Source organism: Actinacidiphila sp. bgisy167, from assembly GCF_965342175.1.
Taxonomy (GTDB): Bacteria; Actinomycetota; Actinomycetes; order Streptomycetales; family Streptomycetaceae; genus Actinacidiphila.
Genome location: NZ_CBDRBL010000023.1, coordinates 1 through 16,166 on the forward strand (window position 1 = coordinate 1; position 16,166 = coordinate 16,166).

At 72.5% G+C, this 16,166-nt stretch carries 14 protein-coding genes; 5 read left to right on the forward strand and 9 right to left on the reverse strand.

Going from position 1 to position 16,166, the window contains the following annotated elements; all coding sequences use genetic code 11:
* The 5 genes from ACRWND_RS11825 to ACRWND_RS11845 all read right to left on the reverse strand — a co-directional run.
* Nucleotides 1–619, reverse strand: a 619-nt coding sequence (locus tag ACRWND_RS11825; RefSeq protein WP_431948660.1) for an MBL fold metallo-hydrolase, incomplete at its 3' end; no start/stop codon positions are given.
* Nucleotides 619–1,704: an S-(hydroxymethyl)mycothiol dehydrogenase gene (locus ACRWND_RS11830; protein ID WP_431948661.1), complete on the reverse strand. Its 1,086-nt coding sequence runs from the start codon at nucleotides 1,702–1,704 to the stop codon at nucleotides 619–621. The genes ACRWND_RS11830 and ACRWND_RS11825, both read right to left, overlap by 1 nt.
* Nucleotides 1,705–2,168: 464 nt before the next feature.
* Nucleotides 2,169–4,475 (reverse strand): FtsX-like permease family protein, encoded by a 2,307-nt coding sequence (locus ACRWND_RS11835; RefSeq protein WP_431948662.1) that lies wholly within the window; start codon nucleotides 4,473–4,475, stop codon nucleotides 2,169–2,171.
* A gap of 5 nt (nucleotides 4,476–4,480) precedes the next feature.
* A complete protein-coding gene (locus tag ACRWND_RS11840) occupies nucleotides 4,481–5,254 on the reverse strand; it encodes an ABC transporter ATP-binding protein (RefSeq protein WP_431948663.1) in 774 nt (257 codons plus the stop codon).
* Nucleotides 5,251–5,757 carry a PadR family transcriptional regulator gene (locus ACRWND_RS11845; protein ID WP_392616999.1) on the reverse strand — a complete coding sequence of 169 codons (507 nt, stop codon included), beginning with the start codon at nucleotides 5,755–5,757 and terminating at the stop codon, nucleotides 5,251–5,253. The genes ACRWND_RS11840 and ACRWND_RS11845 overlap by 4 nt, the downstream gene beginning before the upstream one ends.
* A 169-nt stretch (nucleotides 5,758–5,926) precedes the next feature.
* Between ACRWND_RS11845 and ACRWND_RS11850 the strand changes: the two genes are divergently transcribed.
* From ACRWND_RS11850 to ACRWND_RS11870, 5 genes are all read left to right on the forward strand, one after another.
* Complete coding sequence (locus tag ACRWND_RS11850) at nucleotides 5,927–7,204, forward strand: ABC transporter substrate-binding protein (protein ID WP_431948664.1); 1,278 nt, start codon at nucleotides 5,927–5,929, stop codon at nucleotides 7,202–7,204.
* A gap of 279 nt (nucleotides 7,205–7,483) precedes the next feature.
* Nucleotides 7,484–9,154, forward strand: a complete 1,671-nt coding sequence (locus ACRWND_RS11855) for a glycoside hydrolase family 13 protein (RefSeq protein ID WP_431948730.1) — start codon at nucleotides 7,484–7,486, stop codon at nucleotides 9,152–9,154.
* Nucleotides 9,155–9,215: 61 nt separating this feature from the next.
* Nucleotides 9,216–10,547, forward strand: coding sequence for an ABC transporter substrate-binding protein (locus ACRWND_RS11860; protein WP_431948665.1), 1,332 nt, complete (start codon nucleotides 9,216–9,218; stop codon nucleotides 10,545–10,547).
* Nucleotides 10,548–10,556: 9 nt separating this feature from the next.
* Nucleotides 10,557–11,906, forward strand: a complete 1,350-nt coding sequence (locus ACRWND_RS11865) for an ABC transporter permease subunit (protein WP_431948666.1) — start codon at nucleotides 10,557–10,559, stop codon at nucleotides 11,904–11,906.
* A 92-nt stretch (nucleotides 11,907–11,998) separates the two neighbouring features.
* A complete protein-coding gene (locus tag ACRWND_RS11870; protein WP_431948731.1) occupies nucleotides 11,999–12,829 on the forward strand; it encodes a carbohydrate ABC transporter permease in 831 nt (276 codons plus the stop codon).
* Nucleotides 12,830–13,138: 309 nt separating this feature from the next.
* On the opposite strand, the gene ACRWND_RS11875 is transcribed toward ACRWND_RS11870, so the two are convergent.
* The 4 genes from ACRWND_RS11875 to ACRWND_RS11890 form a co-directional block, all read right to left on the reverse strand.
* Complete coding sequence (locus tag ACRWND_RS11875; protein ID WP_431948667.1) at nucleotides 13,139–13,438, reverse strand: hypothetical protein; 300 nt, start codon at nucleotides 13,436–13,438, stop codon at nucleotides 13,139–13,141.
* A gap of 267 nt (nucleotides 13,439–13,705) precedes the next feature.
* Complete coding sequence (locus ACRWND_RS11880; protein WP_431948668.1) at nucleotides 13,706–14,320, reverse strand: hypothetical protein; 615 nt, start codon at nucleotides 14,318–14,320, stop codon at nucleotides 13,706–13,708.
* A gap of 333 nt (nucleotides 14,321–14,653) precedes the next feature.
* A complete protein-coding gene (locus tag ACRWND_RS11885; protein ID WP_431948669.1) occupies nucleotides 14,654–15,730 on the reverse strand; it encodes an adenosine deaminase in 1,077 nt (358 codons plus the stop codon).
* A complete protein-coding gene (locus ACRWND_RS11890; RefSeq protein ID WP_431948670.1) occupies nucleotides 15,727–16,149 on the reverse strand; it encodes a VOC family protein in 423 nt (140 codons plus the stop codon). Before ACRWND_RS11890 ends, ACRWND_RS11885 begins: the two co-directional genes overlap by 4 nt.
* Between the last annotated feature and the right edge of the window lie 17 nt (nucleotides 16,150–16,166).

Genomic DNA, 16,166 nt, shown 5'->3' on the forward strand with positions numbered 1-16,166 from the left:
GGGCGATCCACTCCTCCAGGTGCGGAGCCTCTTCGCCGATGGTGGTGCTGTCGCCGTGGCCCGTGCGCACGACCGTATCCGGCGGCAGGGTCAGCAGCCGGTCGCGGATGGAGTCGATGATGGTCGGGAAATGCGAGAAGGACCGCCCCGTGGCGCCCGGGCCGCCCTGGAAGAGGGTGTCGCCGGTGAAGACGGTGCCGAGGGCGGGCGCGTACAGGCAGACCGCTCCCGGAGCGTGGCCCGGGGTGTGCAGCACGGTGAGCTCGGTGCCCGCCACCGAGATGGCCTGCCCGTCCGTCAGCTCTCCGTCCGGAGCGTGTTCGGGGTGGGTCTGCTTCCACAGCGGCAGGTCGGCGCCGTGCAGCAGGATCGGCGCGCCGGTGCGCGCCGCGAGCGCGGGCGCGGCGTCGATGTGGTCGTTGTGGGCGTGGGTGCTGACGATCGCGACGAGGCGGCGGCCGCCGAGCGCGTCGGCGATGGCGTCGGCGTCGTGCGCCGCGTCGATGACGATCGCCTCGGTCTCGTCGCCCACGATCCACACGTTGTTGTCGACGTCCCAGGTGCCGCCGTCCAGCGAGAAGGTCCCCGAGGTGACGAGGTGGTCGATCCGGGCGGCCATCAGAACACCACCACCGAGCGCAGCACGTCGCCGTGGTGCATCCGCTCGAACGCCTTCTCCACCTCGTCCAGGGCGATGGTCTCGGTGACGAAGGTGTCCAGGTCCAGCCGGCCCTGCAGGTGGAGGTCGATGAGCATGGGGAAGTCGCGGGAGGGGAGGCAGTCGCCGTACCAGGAGGACTTCAGCGCGCCGCCGCGCCCGAACACGTCCAGCAGCGGCAGCTCCAGCTTCATCTCGGGAGTGGGCACACCGACCAGGACGACGGTGCCGGCCAGGTCGCGGGCGTAGAACGCCTGCTTGTACGTCTCGGGCCGGCCGACCGCGTCGATGACGACATCGGCGCCGAAGCCGCCGGTCAGCTCGCGGACCGCCTCGACCGGGTCGGTCTCCTTGGAGTTGACGGTGTGCGTGGCGCCCAGCTTCTTCGCCGTCTCCAGCTTCCGCGGGTCGATGTCCACCGCGATGATCTTCGCGGCGCCGGCCAGCCGGGCGCCGGCGATCGCGGCGTCGCCGACCCCGCCGCAGCCGATCACGGCGACGGAGTCGCCGCGGCCGACGTTGCCGGTGTTGATGGCCGCGCCGATGCCCGCCATGACGCCGCAGCCGAGCAGCCCGGCGACGGCCGGACTCACGGACGGGTCCACCTTGGTGCACTGCCCGGCGTGGACGAGGGTCTTCTCGGCGAAGGCCCCGATACCGAGGGCCGGGGAGAGCTCGGTGCCGTCCAGCAGGGTCATCTTCTGCTCGGCGTTGTGGGTGTTGAAGCAGTACCAGGGGCGTCCGCGCAGGCAGGCACGGCACTGACCGCACACGGCGCGCCAGTTGAGGATGACGAAGTCGCCGGGGGCCACGTCGGTGACGCCCTCGCCGACCGACTCCACGATGCCGGCGGCCTCGTGGCCGAGCAGGAAGGGGAAGTCGTCGTTGATGCCGCCCTCGCGGTAGTGCAGGTCGGTGTGGCAGACCCCGCAGGCCTGGATCCGTACCAGCGCCTCCCCCGGCCCGGGGTCGGGCACGACGATCGTTTCCAGACTGACGGGGGAACCCTTCTCCCGGGCGACGACGGCGCGGACCTGGTGGGCCATGGGTACTCCTCGGCTGGTGCGGATCTCTGAGGCGGGTACGTCTCATTACGGCACATTCCACACATGCCGTAACGCAAGCATCGGCGACGGCCGACGACACGGTCAAGGACCGCGCGGCCGGTCCGGCCTGCCTCATTCTTACCGATGATCACGCCCGCGACTCCGCCCTGCGGCGGGGGTGCCGGCGCAGCTCCTTCACGGCGTGTTGAGCAGCATCCGCGGATCGCGCCCTCGCCGCACGGGACGCCGGCACGACCACGAGTCGGTCGAACAGCCGACCGGAGGCCGAGGCCCCACCTCGACGCCCACCGCCGCAGCAGCCAGGACGACCGCCAGGACGACCAGGCCCACACCGGCGACACGACCGCCACCCCCGCCGCCGAGTCAGACCCGCAGCCGGGCAGGCCCGCGGGCGCGTGAACGCGCACACCGCATCCGACGGCCGCGCAGCCTGCGCCCCGAGCTCACGGCGCGTTGAGCAGCATCCGCGGATTGCGGTCCCCCGCGGCACGCGACGCCGGCACGACCGATGCGGCCACCGCCACCGCCACGCACGCACCCACGATCAGGAGGAGCACACCCGTCGGCGGGGACTGCGCGATACCCGCACCGACACCGCTGGACATCCCCTGCAGATCGATCAGCCAGTCGGAGGCGAACACCCCCGCGGTGACCCCCACCGCCGCCGCGGCAAGGACGACCAGACCGACACCGGTGACCACGGTCGCCACGCTCTGCTGCGGGGTCAGGCCCAGGGCACGGTAGGCGCGCATGTCGCGCGCGTGGTCGCGGATGCCGCTGCCGACGGCCGTCGACACCTCGGCCAGGGCGATCAGCGCGAGTACGGTGACCAGTCCGATGATCACCCCGCGCACCGGGGAGACTTCGGCGCCGGGTCCGGTGACCTCGCGCACCTCCAGCGCCCCGCGCGAGGCGTCGGTGAGGGCGCCGTGCACCGCCGCGCGGTCGGCGCCGGGACGCAGCACCAGGCTGTAGTACGAGGGCCTGACGGACGCGTCCTGGGCCTGCAGGACGTCCAGCGGGGCCGAGATGACACGTCCGCCGTGTCCCGTCTCGATGCTGCGGCCGACGATGTGCAGGATGTGCGGGGTGCCGCCGACGGTGACCCGGACCCACTGGCCGACCTCGGCGTGGAGCGCGTCGAGCAGGCCCTGTCCGGCGAGCGCCTCGTCGGGCCCGGAGGGACGCCGGCCCTCCGCTACGGCGAAGGGGTAGGGGTCGGCGGTGCCGCCGATCCCCCGCAGCGTGACGGACTGCGACTGGCCGGGGGCGAGTGCGGCGAGTTCGACTCCCGGGTGGATCGCGGCGATCTCGGGCCGCCCGGCGAGGAGTCGCCGGACGGCGTCGTCGGTGAGGCCGTTGGGGCGGGCTGTGAGCGCGCCCGCCTGGCCGAGTTGCTCCGGGTGGTCCTCGAAGCGGTCGAGGGTGGCCCAGGTCCCCAGCGCCACAGTGATCATGAGGATCGGCAGCGCGAGCCGGGCCACCGCTGCCACCGAACGGGCGGGCCGGTGGAGCACGCCGCGGCAGCCGAGCACCAGGGCGGGCGGGGTGCGCAGACGCAGGGCGGCCCGGGCCGCGCCGGACATCCTGCGGCGTCCCGCTACGCCTCCCCGGGCTGCCGGGATCGGCGGCACCCGGCCGGCCCGCCAGGCGGCGAGCACCGTGGCCACGGCGATGACCAGCACGGTCGCCGCGGCCGTGCCGGGCAGGGCCCAGGTGTGCTGCGGCAGTTGCCGCCACAGCCCCACGGCGTCCCCCATGGGCCCGGGGATGCCCGGCGCGAGCGTCTCCGCGGCCACCGCGCCGAGCAGCACCCCGGCGGTGGCCAGCACGGCGTGCTGCACGAGGAACATCCGGACCACCTGGGCCGGGGTGAAGCCGACCGCCTTCAGGATCGCGATGTCACGCACATACGCCAGGACGCGGGTGGCGATGCCCCCGGTCACCGCGATCGCGGCGGCCAGGAGCGCGGCCAGCCCGAACAGGCCGAGCAGCAGCCCGAGTACATGGTTGTCGCCCTCGGCGTCGGCGCGGGCCTCGCGCCAGGTGGCGACGCTGGTGACCCGGTCCGATCCGATGGCGGTGACGGCGCGCTGGACGACGAAGGCAGTGTCCGCAGGGTCCCTCAACCGCAGTCCCACGGTCTGCCCCGGCCCCGTGCGGCCCTCGGCGAGGCCGTTCACCAGCGCGGGCGACGCCCAGGCGACGCCGGGGTTGTCCCCCGGGGCGTAGCGGGGTTCGGCGGTCCCCGCGACGCCCACCACCCGGACGGTGCCGTGCCGTCCGCCACGGGTCACGCTGATCTCGTCACCCGGCTCGGCCCACAGCGCAGACGCCACCGACCGCTCCAGCACGATGCCGTCGCCGGCCCCGCCGTCCAGCCAACTCCCGCGGTCCATCAGCGGCCGGCCCACCGCGGGCGGGGTCGGGCCCGCCGCCCGCAGATCGAGGGCGGCCTTCTCCTGGCCGTGCTGAGCGGTGACGGTGAGGGTGCGGAAGGGGCCGGAGACGGCGGTGACGCCGTCGATGCGGGACAGGGCCGCGGTGTCGGCGCCGCCGTCGGCGCGCAGCCACACGTGGGCGCCCTCGGTGGCGGTGAACATGCGCTGCCAGGGGTTGGCCGCGTAGACCAGGAGGGCGGCGGAGAGCAGCAGGGCCGCGGTGATGCCCGCGGTGGCCAGGACGATGGACAGGGCCTGGCTTCGGTGCGTGCGCAGGTCGGCGAGGGCCCAGCGGACGGTGGCGCGCACGGCGGTCAGCCCTGCAGCTTCACGACGTCGGCGGCGGCACGGGAGGGGCGTGAGGCGTACGGCGCGGCGTCGAGGCTGACGTCGTCGACGACGGTCCCGTCGAAGAGGCTGATCACCCGGTCCGCCGCGCTGGCCACCTTGGCGTCGTGCGTGACGAGCAGGATGGTCTGGCCGCGTTCGTGGCAGCGGGTCAGCAACCGCAGCACCTCGCGGCTGCCCTTGCTGTCGAGGCTGCCGGTGGGCTCGTCGGCCAGCAGCAGGGCGGGGCGGTTGACCAGGGCCCGGGCGAGGGCGACCCGCTGCTGCTCTCCGCCCGACAGGTCCGCGGGGGTGCTGTCCTCCTTGCCCGTCAGTCCGAGTTCGGCCAGCAGTTCTTGGCGGGTGGCGCGCACCTGGCGGGGGGAGCGGCCGGCCAGCAGGGCGGGCAGTTCGATGTTGTCCGCGACGGTGAGGGTGGAGACGAGGTTGAAGAACTGGAAGACGATGCCGACGTCGCGCCGCCGCAGCACCGCCCAGCGTGCCTCGCTGAGCTGGTCGACCCGCTGACCGTTCAGCCATATCCTTCCCCGGTCGGGGCGTTCGAGGCCGCCGAGCAGGTGCAGCAGGGTCGACTTGCCGGCACCGGACGGGCCGGTGACGGCGACGAACTCGCCGGGTCGCACCTCGAGGTCGACCCCGCGTACGGCCCGGACCTCGCCGCCGTCCACGCGGTGCGTCTTGACCAGGCCCTCGACCCGGAGCATGTGCGGCGCCGCGAGGGGCGGCTCGGCCCTTCTCATTCCAGCTCCTCCTGGCAGCGTTCCAGCCAGTCGAGGTCCGCCTGCAGGTGCAGCGTCGCGCCCTCGATCAGCAGCTGCGCGATGGTGTCGTCCCGGTCCTCGCCGGCGGCGAGCCGGGACATGGCGCGCATGAGGTTGAGGTAGTGGCGGCGCTGCTTGTTGATCAGGGAGACCTGGTCGGCCATGCCGGTGGCCGGGGCGAGGGCGAGCTTCATGAAGAACTCGTCGCGCACCCGCGGCTCACTGGACGGCTCCTCGAACCAGGCGGCGACCGCCTCCCGCCCGGCGTCGGTGAGTTCGTAGATCCGCTTGTTGGGCCGGCCTGACTGCGTCACGTCCTCGCCCCGGATCAGTCCCGACTTCTCCAGGCGCGCCAGCGTCACATAGATCTGGCCGATGTTCGGCTGAGGATAAGCAGCGCCGAAGAGCTTCTCAAGGGCCGTCTTCAGTTCGTAACCGTGGGCGGGCCCCTTAGCGAGGAGTGCCATGAGAGGAAGGCGCACGCTCGTCCTTCCTCCTCCTCGGTCGCCTGCCGGTCAGGGGTCGCTCGCCAGTCCGGTCGTCCGTGGGCAGGCCGTCCTGCACCGATGGCTAGTATCCCGCATGTCCACCAGGTATACAGGTCCCTCCGGACGACGCCGCCGTCGCCGGGCGGGAGACCTGGAGGATCATATGCGCTGGGCTCGGGCCGCGGGCCGGACCCTGCTCGTCGCTGCCCTGCTGCTGGCCGGACACGCCTCCGCGGGCACCCGCCCCGCCGGCGGCCCGCCCGGCACGACGGGCCGGGGCCCGGTGACCCTGGCGACCGGGCGTGATCTGACCGGCTACCTCCAGCACGTGCTGGACGGCTGGAACCGTGCCCACCCCCAGGAGAAGGCGACGCTCGTCGAACTGCCCGAGGCGGCCGACGAGGTGCGCGCGCAGATGGCCGACAGCCTGCGCTCGGGCAGCGACCGCTTCGACGTGCTCAACATCGACGTGGCCTGGACCTCCGAGTTCGCCGGCGCGGGCTGGATCGCGCCGGTCGACCCGCGCGGCCTGCCGCTGGACCGGCTGCTGACGTCGGTGCAGGAGACCGCCACCTTCCGCGGACGGCTGTACGCGGTCCCCTATGTCACCAACGCCGGGCTGCTCTACTACCGCAAGGACATCCTCGACCGGGAGCACCTGGACCCGCCGCGCACCTGGGCGGAGCTGGAGCGGCAGGCGCGGACCCTCGCCCCGAAGTACCGGATCGGCGGCTACGCGGGGCAGTTCCTGCCCTACGAGGGCCTGACGGTCAATGTCACCGAGGCGGTGCAGTCGGCCGGCGGCGGTTTCCTCGGCGAGGAGGGCAGCCGGGTCACCGTGGACTCGGCCGCGGCCCGGGAGGGGCTGGGCTTCCTGGTGCGCGGGGTGCGCGCGGGCTGGATCCCGCGCGAGGCGCTGAGCTTCAAGGAGGAGGAGTCGCGGCGGGCCTTCGAGAACGGCCGACTGCTCTTCCTGCGCAACTGGCCCTACGTGTACGAGTCCGCCTCGGCTCCCGGCTCGCGGATCGCGGGCCGCTTCGGCGTGGTGCCGCTGCCCGGCCCCGACGGGCCGGGCGCGAGCGTGCTGGGCGGGTCCAACCTCGCGGTCAACGCCCATTCACGGCATCCCCGGACGGCCGCCGACCTCATGGCCTACATGACGGGTGAGGCCGTGCAGCGGCAGGTGCTCACGGAGGGCTCGCTGCCGCCGGTGTGGGCCGACCTCTACCGGGATCCGGCGCTGGTGCGCCGCTACCCGTATCTGCCGGTGCTGGAGCAGAGCCTCAGGGCGGCCAGACCGCGCCCCAAGAGCGCCCGTTACGAGCAGGTGAGCCTGGCGGTGGCGGCGGTGAGCCGGAACGCGCTGGCGCTGCACACCCCGCCGGATCAGGCCGTCGCGCGACTGGACCGCGAGTTGCGGGAGATCGTGCAGGACCGCTGACCCAGCGGATTCACCGTGAGCACGAAACCCTGCATACATAGATGCATGTTAGGTAGACGCATCGCTCATTGCCTACCGCTCGCTGACTTCACCTGGGAACATACCTCTGCAAAAGGCCGCAAAAGGGCGGCATTTCTACTGGATTCTTGCCAACTTCATTGACACCTCCCTGACATCGCTACTTAACATGCATGCATAACGAGCCACCAGCGTTGCCGGTGCAGAGTCATGCCGAGGCACGCCCGCAGTCAGGAATGGTGACGGGTGTTCACAGCCCCTCTGGAGGACGGTTCCTCCACCGCCGCCGCCCCCTCCCCCCTACTCGCCGCCGTACGCCCCTGGTGGCGCGACGCGGTGGTCTACCAGGTCTATGTGCGCAGCTTCCTGGACAGCACCGGCGACGGTGTCGGGGACCTGGCCGGCGTCCGGGCCGGCCTGCCCTATCTGCGCAGGCTGGGCGTCGACGGGCTCTGGCTGAGCCCCTTCTACCCGTCGCCGCAGCACGACCACGGCTACGACGTGGCCGACTACACGGCCGTCGACCCCCTCTACGGCGACCTCGCCGAGTTCGACCGCCTCGTCGCCGACGCGCGCCGGCTGGGGCTGCGCACCGTCGTCGACATCGTGCCCAACCACTGCTCCAGCGCCCATCCGTGGTTCCGCGAGGCGCTGGCGGAGGGCCCGGGCGGCTCCTCCCGGTCGCTGTTCCACTTCGCCGACGGACGCGGCGAGCACGGCGAACTGCCGCCCAACAACTGGCGGGCGATGTTCGGCGGCCCCGCCTGGTCCCGGGTGACCGAACCGGACGGCACCCCGGGACAGTGGTATCTGCACCTGTTCACCCCGGAGCAGCCCGACCTCAACTGGCGCGATCCGCGGGTGGGCGACCACTTCGAGCACGTGCTGCGCTTCTGGCTGGACCGAGGAGTCGACGGCTTCCGCATCGACGTGGCTGCCGGCCTGTTCAAGCACCCCGCCCTGCCCGACTCCCCCGACCCCGCGGCCGACGAGCGGACCCGTGACTCCGTCAACCCGCTGGCCTGGAACCGTCCCGAGGTGCACGGGGTGTGGCGGCGGTGGCGCGCGATCTGCGAGGAGTACACCGCCCGCGACGGACGCGAACGCCTGCTGGTCGGCGAGGTCTCCGTCCCCACCCCGGCCGAACAAGCCCGCTACGTCCGGCCCGACGAGCTCCACCAGGCCTTCTTCTTCCACCTGTTGAGCGCGCCCTGGAGCGCGACGGCGTTCCGCACGGCCATCGCCGAGGCGCTGCGCGACATCGCCGGGACGGGGTCCACCGTCACCTGGGTGCTCAACAACCACGACCAGGTCAGGACCGTCACCCGTTACGCGGGCGGCTCCGCCGGGCACTTCGGCGCCGCCCGGGCGCGCGCCGCGGCGCTGCTGATGCTGGCGCTGCCCGGGGCCGCGTACATCTACCAGGGCGAGGAGCTGGGGCTGCCCGAGGTCGTCGACCTGCCGGACGAGGTCCTCACCGACCCCATCTTCCGCCGCACCGGCAGCCGCCGATTCGTCCGGGACGGCTGCCGGGTGCCGCTGCCCTGGTCCGGTCACTCCTCGCCGTTCGGCTTCACCGCCGCGGGCAGCACGGCCCGGCCGTGGCTGCCGCAGCCGGAGTGGTTCGCCGAGCACAGCGCCGACCGCGCGCTGCTGGACACCGGTTCCTTCTGGCACCTGTACCGGGAGGCGCTCGACCTGCGGGCCCGGCTGCCGCAGCTGGGCGAGGGGACGCTGCGCTGGCTGGAGGCGCCGCCCGGGGTGCTCGCCTTCGTCCGCGGAGAGGGCCTGGTCTGCGCCGTGAACTTCGGCGACGAACCGGTCCCCTCCCCCGTGCCGGGAGCGCCGCTGCTGTCCAGCGCCCCCTGCCCACCCGGGGTCCTCCCCGGCAACGCCGCCGCCTGGTGGGTCCACGAGCCCACGCACATCTGACCCGTCCGACAGCCCTCGTACCGCCTCGATGAAGCGCACCACCAGAAAGGACACGACCTTGATGAAACGCACCCTTGTCGCGGTCACCGCCATATGCGGTCTGGCCCTCGCGACCACCGCCTGCGGCGGTGACACCAAGACGGCCTCCGACTCCGCCCCGGCGGCCGGCGGCCAGAAGCTCAAGGGCCAGACGGTGACCGTCGCGGCCGTCTGGACCGGCGTCGAGCAGCAGAACTTCCAGAAGGTCCTGGACGGCTTCACCGCCAAGACCGGGGCGAAGGTGGCCTACATCTCCACCGGCGACAACTTCGCGACCGTTCTGGGCAGCAAGATCGAGGGCGGCGACTCGCCCGACGTCGCGATGGTGCCGCAGCCGGGAGTGCTCAAGGAGTTCGCGGGCAAGGGCTGGCTCCAGCCCCTGTCGCAGGACGTGAAGAGTGCCGCGGAGAAGAACTACGCCAAGATCTGGCAGACCTTCGGCACCGTCGACGGCACCTACTACGGCCTGTACTTCAAGACGTCCGACAAGTCGACGGTCTGGTACAGCCCGAAGGCGCTGGAGACGGCCGGTGTGCAGCCGCCGAAGACCTTCGCGGAGATGCTGGACGTCGCCCGCGCCGTGTCCGACTCGGGCCTGCCCGCCTTCGCCGTAGGCGGCTCGGACGGCTGGACGCTCACCGACTGGTTCGAGAACGTCTACCTCTCCCAGGCGGGCCCCGAGAACTACGACAAGCTGACCCGGCACGAGATCCCCTGGAGCGACCCCACCGTCGTCAAGGCGCTCAGCACCCTGTCCCAGCTGTTCGGCGAGGACGACCTGCTCGCCGGCGGCCGCAAGGGCGCCCTGGCCACCAGCTTCCCGGACTCCGTGGCGCACGTCTTCGGCAAGACCCCCAAGGCCGGCCTGGTCTACGAGGGCGACTTCGTCGGCGGGGTCATCTCGGGCGACCTGGGCGGCAAGGTCGGCGAGGACGCGAAGTTCTTCCCCTTCCCCTCGGTCGACGGAGGCCCGGCACCGGTGGTCGGCGGCGGCGAGGCCGCCGTGGCGCTGAAGTCCGGCAAGAACAGCAAGGCCGCCATGGAGCTGATCGCCTACCTGGCCACCCCGGAGGCGGCGGAGATCTGGGCGAAGGCGGGGGGCTTCCTCTCCCCCAACACCAAGCTCGACCCGGCCTCCTACGCGGACGACACCCTGCGCACCGCCGCCAAGTCCCTGGTCGACGCGGGCGACACGGTGCGCTTCGACATGTCCGACCAGACCCCGCCCGCCTTCGGCGGCACGCCCGGCAAGGGCGAGTGGAAGATCCTCCAGGACTTCCTGCGCGACCCGTCGAACCCGAAGGCCACCGCGGCGAAGCTCGAGGCCGCGGCTGCCAAGGCCTACAAGGGCTGAGGCCGGGACATGTCCGCCACCAACCGCAAGGCGCCGTCCGCTCCGGCGGGCGGCGCCGCCCCGGCCGCCGTCCTGCGGCGTTCACGCCGGCCCCGGATCACGGCGATCGCGTTCGCGCTCCCGGCGCTCGTCCTGCTCGGCGCCCTCGTCGGCTACCCCATCCTCTACTCGATCGGCCGCAGCCTGTTCGACGCGAGCGGCGACCGCTTCGTGGGCCTGGACAACTACCAGGAGATGTTCAGCGACCCGGCCACCCTGAAGGCCGTCCGCAACACCGCGATCTGGGTCGTGGCCGCGCCGGCCCTGCTCACCGGCGTCGGCCTGGTGCTGGCCGTGCTCACCGAGAAGATCCGCTGGGCCACCGCCTTCAAGCTGCTGATCTTCATGCCGATGGCGGTCTCCTTCCTCGCCGCGGGCATCACCTTCCGCCTGGTCTACGACCAGGACCCGCAGCGCGGCGTCATGAACGCGGTCGCCGTCGCCGTGCACGACGCCTTCAACGATTCCTCCGCCTATCCCGGCGCCCGCCCCCGCGGGACAGAGGTGCTGAAGCAGTCGGGCGACGGCTACCAGGCGGTCGCGAGCGTCGAGCCGGGCAAGGCCGTCACCCTCGGCCTGGTCGGCCTGCCGCCCGCGTCCCTTCCCGAGCAGGCCCGCCCGGCCGCGCCCGCGCAGGCCGCCGAGGACGCCGTCACCGGTGTGGTCTACCTGGACTTCGTCCCGGGCGGCGGGGGCACGCCCGGCGCCGTGGACCCCGAGGAGCGCGGCCTGCCGCACATGGCCGTCGAGTTGACCAAGGACGATGCCGTCGTGGCCACCACGACCACCGGCGACGACGGTTCCTTCCGCTTCCCGGACGCGAAGGACGGCCCGTACGGCGTCCGGCTGCCCGGGAAGAACTTCGCGAAGCCGTACGCGGGCATCGACTGGCTCGGGCCGACGCTGGTCACCCCCGCGATCATCGGCGCCTACCTGTGGATCTGGACCGGCTTCTCGATGGTGCTGATCGGCGCCGGGCTGTCCTCGCTGCCGCGGGAGACCCTGGAGGCCGCCCGGATGGACGGCGCGAGCGAGTGGCAGATCTTCCGCAGGATCACCGTGCCGCTGCTGGCGCCGGTCCTGGGTGTCGTCTTCGTGACGCTGGTGATCAACGTGATGAAGGTCTTCGACCTCGTCTACATCATCGCGCCGGGCCCGGTGCAGGAGGAGGCCAACGTCCTGGCGCTGCAGATGTGGCTGGTCTCCTTCGGCGGCGGCAACAACCAGGGCCTGGGCAGCGCGATCGGCGTCGTCCTGCTGCTGCTGGTGCTGCCCGCCATGGCCCTCAACATCCGACGCTTCCGCAGGAGCAACCGATGACCGTGCAGACCGCCGCTCCGCACCCGGCTCCGCCCTCCCCGCCCCGCGGGCCGGCCGGCCGGGTCCCCGGGCGTCCCTCCATGGCGGCCCGGCTGGTCTCGGTGCTGCGCGGCGGGCTCGTCCAGATCCTGCTGACCGTCGTCGCGTTGATCTGGCTCACCCCGACGGCCGGACTGTTCATCTCCTCGCTGCGCAGCACCGACGACAACGCCGGTTCGGGATGGTGGACCGCGCTGGCCCACCCCGGTTCGCTGACCTTGGGCAACTACTCCGCCATCCTGGGAGACGGCGGGATGACCCAGGCGTTCTGGAACACCGTATTGATCTCGGTGCCCGCCACGGTCGTCGTCGTGATCCTGGCCGCGCTGGCCGCCTACGCCTTCGCCTGGCTGGAGTTCCCGGGGCGCGACTGGGTCTTCCTGGTGGTCGTGGCGATGCTCGTGGTGCCGGTGCAGATCGGACTGCTGCCGGTGGCCCGGCTGTTCGGCGCGGTCGGGCTGTTCGGCACGACCGCGGGCGTGGTCCTCTTCCACGTGGCGTACGGGCTGCCGTTCGCGATCTTCCTGCTGCGCAACTACTTCGCCGAGATCCCGCGGGAGATGCTGGAGGCCGCCCGCATGGACGGCGGGTCGGAGTGGATGATCTTCCGCAGACTGGTGCTGCCGGTGGGTCGTCCGGCGATCGCGAGCCTGGCCATCTTCCAGTTCCTGTGGGTGTGGAACGACATGCTGGTGGCGCTCATCTTCGCCGACAGCGGTTCACAGCCGCTCACGGTCGCCCTGCAGTCCCAGATGCGGCAGTTCGGCACCAACATCGACGTGCTCGCGCCCGGGGCCTTCCTGTCGCTCATCGTGCCGCTGGTGGTCTTCTTCGCGTTCCAGCGGCACTTCGTGGAGGGGGTCATGGCCGGGTCCGTGAAGTAGCGGGCGGAATCCAGCGAGGACGGGTGCGGCGGCACTCCGGAGGTCTTCCCCGACGGTCGTCCCGACGACCCAGCGGCCCAGCGGCCGGGACGGGGTACAGGGATTCCTGCGCTGTGTCGCCGCACCCGTCGTCGTCCTCAGCGGGCTCGGGTCACGGACGTCGTGCCGACCCGTCGTCACTTCTGCGTCGCGAGGCCGGCACCAGCACGGCCACCACGGCAACGGCCCAGGCGATGCCCAGTGTCCACACGACAGGGGCAGAGACGAACTGGACGGCGCCCAGGGGGAGGGTCAGAACTCCCAGGACGGTCAGCCCCGGCCGAAGCGCTCCACGGCGATGTCGTGGCCGAGACCGCGGCGGTTGACGCGCGTCCTGGTGCCGTCCGGCACACGGCGGCTGTTGAGTGCCCACCCCAGAGCCTGGTCGAGCAGGCCCCCGACGAGAAGGCCCACCGCCATGCCGCCGAGCGGTACTCCGCCGTGGTCGATGCCGCCGCCTCCCTGCGCGGCGAGGTCCCACATGAGGACGGTCCCCTCGACGGCGTTGCCGAGCAGGCAGAGCCCCATGACGGGAAGCGCGAGGATGCCCCACCCGTACCACCTGACCACCGAGATCCTCTCCTTGTCCCGCCGGGCGGCCCTCCGCCGTCAGCGATCCGCAGTTTCCGTCACCGGTGATCCACCGTTCCACAACACTTATGGCCCCGACGGCGGTTGACGACTCCTCCGACGAGGGGGCGCCGACGCCGCCGATCCACGACGACACACGCTCCTGCCGGGCTCTCACACCGCGACGGGCGACGGCAGCGGTCGCCGAGGCGCCCCGGAAGCGGGCGCTGCCAAGGCCTCGCCGGTGTGGAATCGTCTGGCACCGGATCAGGCGCCGCCTCCCGCCTCCTCGGCACGGTGCACGCGCTCGCGCACACGCGCCGGGTACCACTCGGTGAAGCGGATCGCGAGGACGAGAAGGACGATCGGGATCACCCAGTTCAGCCAGTCGGCGCCGGCGGCGACCCGCAGGGCGACCAGTCCCAGGACGGCGGTGACCGCGAAGACCAGACCCCACACCAGCGTCAGCACCTGGTTGGTGCGCCGGAACGCGGGAGTCCCCCAGACCTCACGGGGAGTGGACTCACGGGCGTACTGCTCGGTGAAGGGCACGACCGCGAGCGACCCCAGGGCGACAAGGGCGATCACCCCGTTGGCCAGGACCTGCGCGTAGGTCTCCAGCCAGATCACGTCGTTCCGGTCGAGGACCAGGCCCAACAGGGTGATGGCGGTGAAGAAGGCGATGCCGGTGACATCGAGCAGCTTCACCGAGCCGCGGGCCGCGTCCGGGACGGTCAGCGCCACCGAGGCGACGAGACCCACGACAGCGGCGAGTTCCCAGGTGCTGGGCCCGGCGACGATGTCGAAGGCGATCCACGGAACGAAGGCGAAGAACACGTTGCCGCGACCGCGCGGCCGCCCGGCCGAGGGTGGCGTCTCCATCGGCACCTCCGAACGTGGAGCGGTGGGTCCGGTTCCGGTGCCCCCCATGCTGCGCCAGGAGGACCCGGCCCGCATCAGGACCGCGCCCGCGCGGTGGTAGGAGCAGCGCGGGCACCGGTCCCGGCCCGGCCCCGGCGTCTCGGCGGCGGCGGTCCGGTCCGCGCGCGGCGCCGGCCGGCACCCGCCTCTTCTGCCTCGCTCCGGACGCGGCGCCGCCGGCTCAGGCCGTGGACACCCCTGAGGCCGAAGGACCCCCGCTCCATGGGTGCGGGGGTGCTGCGAGCGCGGTGGGTGGCCGGGCCGGGAGCCGGGTCCTCCGGTGGCCCGTCGCGTTCAGCGGCCCTCGGCCGTCACCGCCGCGTAGCCCGGCAGGACGACGTCGCGGATGATCGCGTTCCGCTCGTCGAAGGGCAGGAACGCGCTCTTGAGCGCGTTGACCGTGACCTCGCGCAGGTCCTCCGCTCCCCAGCCCGCCTCCGTGACGAGCAGTCCCATCTCCCGCGTCATGGTGGTCGCCGAGACCAGGCGGTTGTCGGTGTTGAGGGTGACCCGGAAGCCCAGGTCGCGCAGGAGCGTGATGGGGTGCGCGGCGATGGAGTCCGCGGCGCCCGTCTGGAGGTTGGACGTCGGGCAGACCTCCAGCGCGATGCGGCGGTCGCGTATCCAGCCCGCGAGGCGGCCGAGCTTGCCGTCCACAATGTCCTCGGTGAGCCGGACGCCGTGGCCGATCCGCAGCGCGCCGCAGACCTGTACGGCCTGGTGGATGCTGGGCAGGCCGTGGGCCTCGCCCGCGTGGATGGTGAAGGGCATGTTCTCGCGGCGCAGGTACGCGAAGGCGGCGAGGTGGTCGGCGGGCGGGAAGCCGTCCTCGGCCCCCGCGATGTCGAAGCCGACGACGCCCGCGTCGCGGTGGGCGACGGCGAGGCCGGCCACCTCGCGGCTGCGGTCGGTCATGCGCATCGCGCACAGCAGGGTCCCCACGCGGACGGGGGTGCCCGCGGCTGCGGCCTTCGCCATGCCGGCGGCCAGGCCCTCCTGCACGGTCCCGACGACCTCGGCGAGGGTGAGGCCGCGGTGCACCAGCAACTCGGGGGCGTAGCGCACCTCGCCGTAGACGACGCCGTCGGCGGCCAGGTCCAGCACGTACTCCTCGGCGACGCGCAGCAGCCCCTCGCGGGTGCCCATCACGGCGATCGTGTGCTCGAAGGTGGCGATGTAGCGGACCAGGTCGCCGGAGTTCGCCGCGTCGTAGTACCAGGCGGCCAACTTCTGCGGGTCGGTGGCGGGCAGGGGGTGGCCGATCTCCGCGGCCAGTTCGACCAGGGTGTCCGGGCGCAGGCCGCCGTCGAGGTGGTCGTGGAGGACGGCCTTGGGGAGCCGGCGTATCAGGTCGGTGTCGAGGGCGGTCACGCGCTGCGCTCCTGGTCGGCGGTGTCGGTGGCGGCGGGCTGGAGAAGGTCCCAGCGGTTGCCGTAGGGGTCCTGGAAGACGGCGACCGAGCCGTACGCCTCGTGGCGCGGCTCCTCCAGGAAGACCACGCCCGCGGCGCGCATCCGCGCGTGGTCGGCCGCGAAGTCCTCGGTGTGCAGGAAGAAGCCGACCCGGCCCCCGGTCTGGTCGCCGACCCGCGAGAGCTCCGCGTCGTTCTTGGCACGGGCGAGCAGCAAGCCACTGCCCTCAGCACAGCCCGGCGGGCGCACGACGACCCAGCGGCTCCCGCCGGGGCGCGGGGCGTCCTCGACGAGCTCGAAGCCGAGGGCGCCGGTGTAGAAGGCGATGGCCTCGTCGTAGTCGGGGACGACGAGGGTGACCAGGGCGATGCGGGACATGCGCCAACGTTATACGT

Excerpts from the sequence above, each read along its gene's own strand:
- ACRWND_RS11830 (WP_431948661.1), bottom strand. The coding sequence starts at position 1,704 with ATGGCCCACCAGGTCCGCGCCGTCGTCGCCCGGGAGAAGGGTTCCCCC.
- ACRWND_RS11840 (WP_431948663.1), bottom strand. The coding sequence starts at position 5,254 with ATGAGAAGGGCCGAGCCGCCCCTCGCGGCGCCGCACATGCTCCGGGTC.
- ACRWND_RS11850 (WP_431948664.1), top strand. The coding sequence starts at position 5,927 with ATGCGCTGGGCTCGGGCCGCGGGCCGGACCCTGCTCGTCGCTGCCCTG.
- ACRWND_RS11860 (WP_431948665.1), top strand. The coding sequence starts at position 9,216 with ATGAAACGCACCCTTGTCGCGGTCACCGCCATATGCGGTCTGGCCCTC.
- ACRWND_RS11865 (WP_431948666.1), top strand. The coding sequence starts at position 10,557 with ATGTCCGCCACCAACCGCAAGGCGCCGTCCGCTCCGGCGGGCGGCGCC.
- ACRWND_RS11880 (WP_431948668.1), bottom strand. The coding sequence starts at position 14,320 with ATGGAGACGCCACCCTCGGCCGGGCGGCCGCGCGGTCGCGGCAACGTG.
- ACRWND_RS11890 (WP_431948670.1), bottom strand. The coding sequence starts at position 16,149 with ATGTCCCGCATCGCCCTGGTCACCCTCGTCGTCCCCGACTACGACGAG.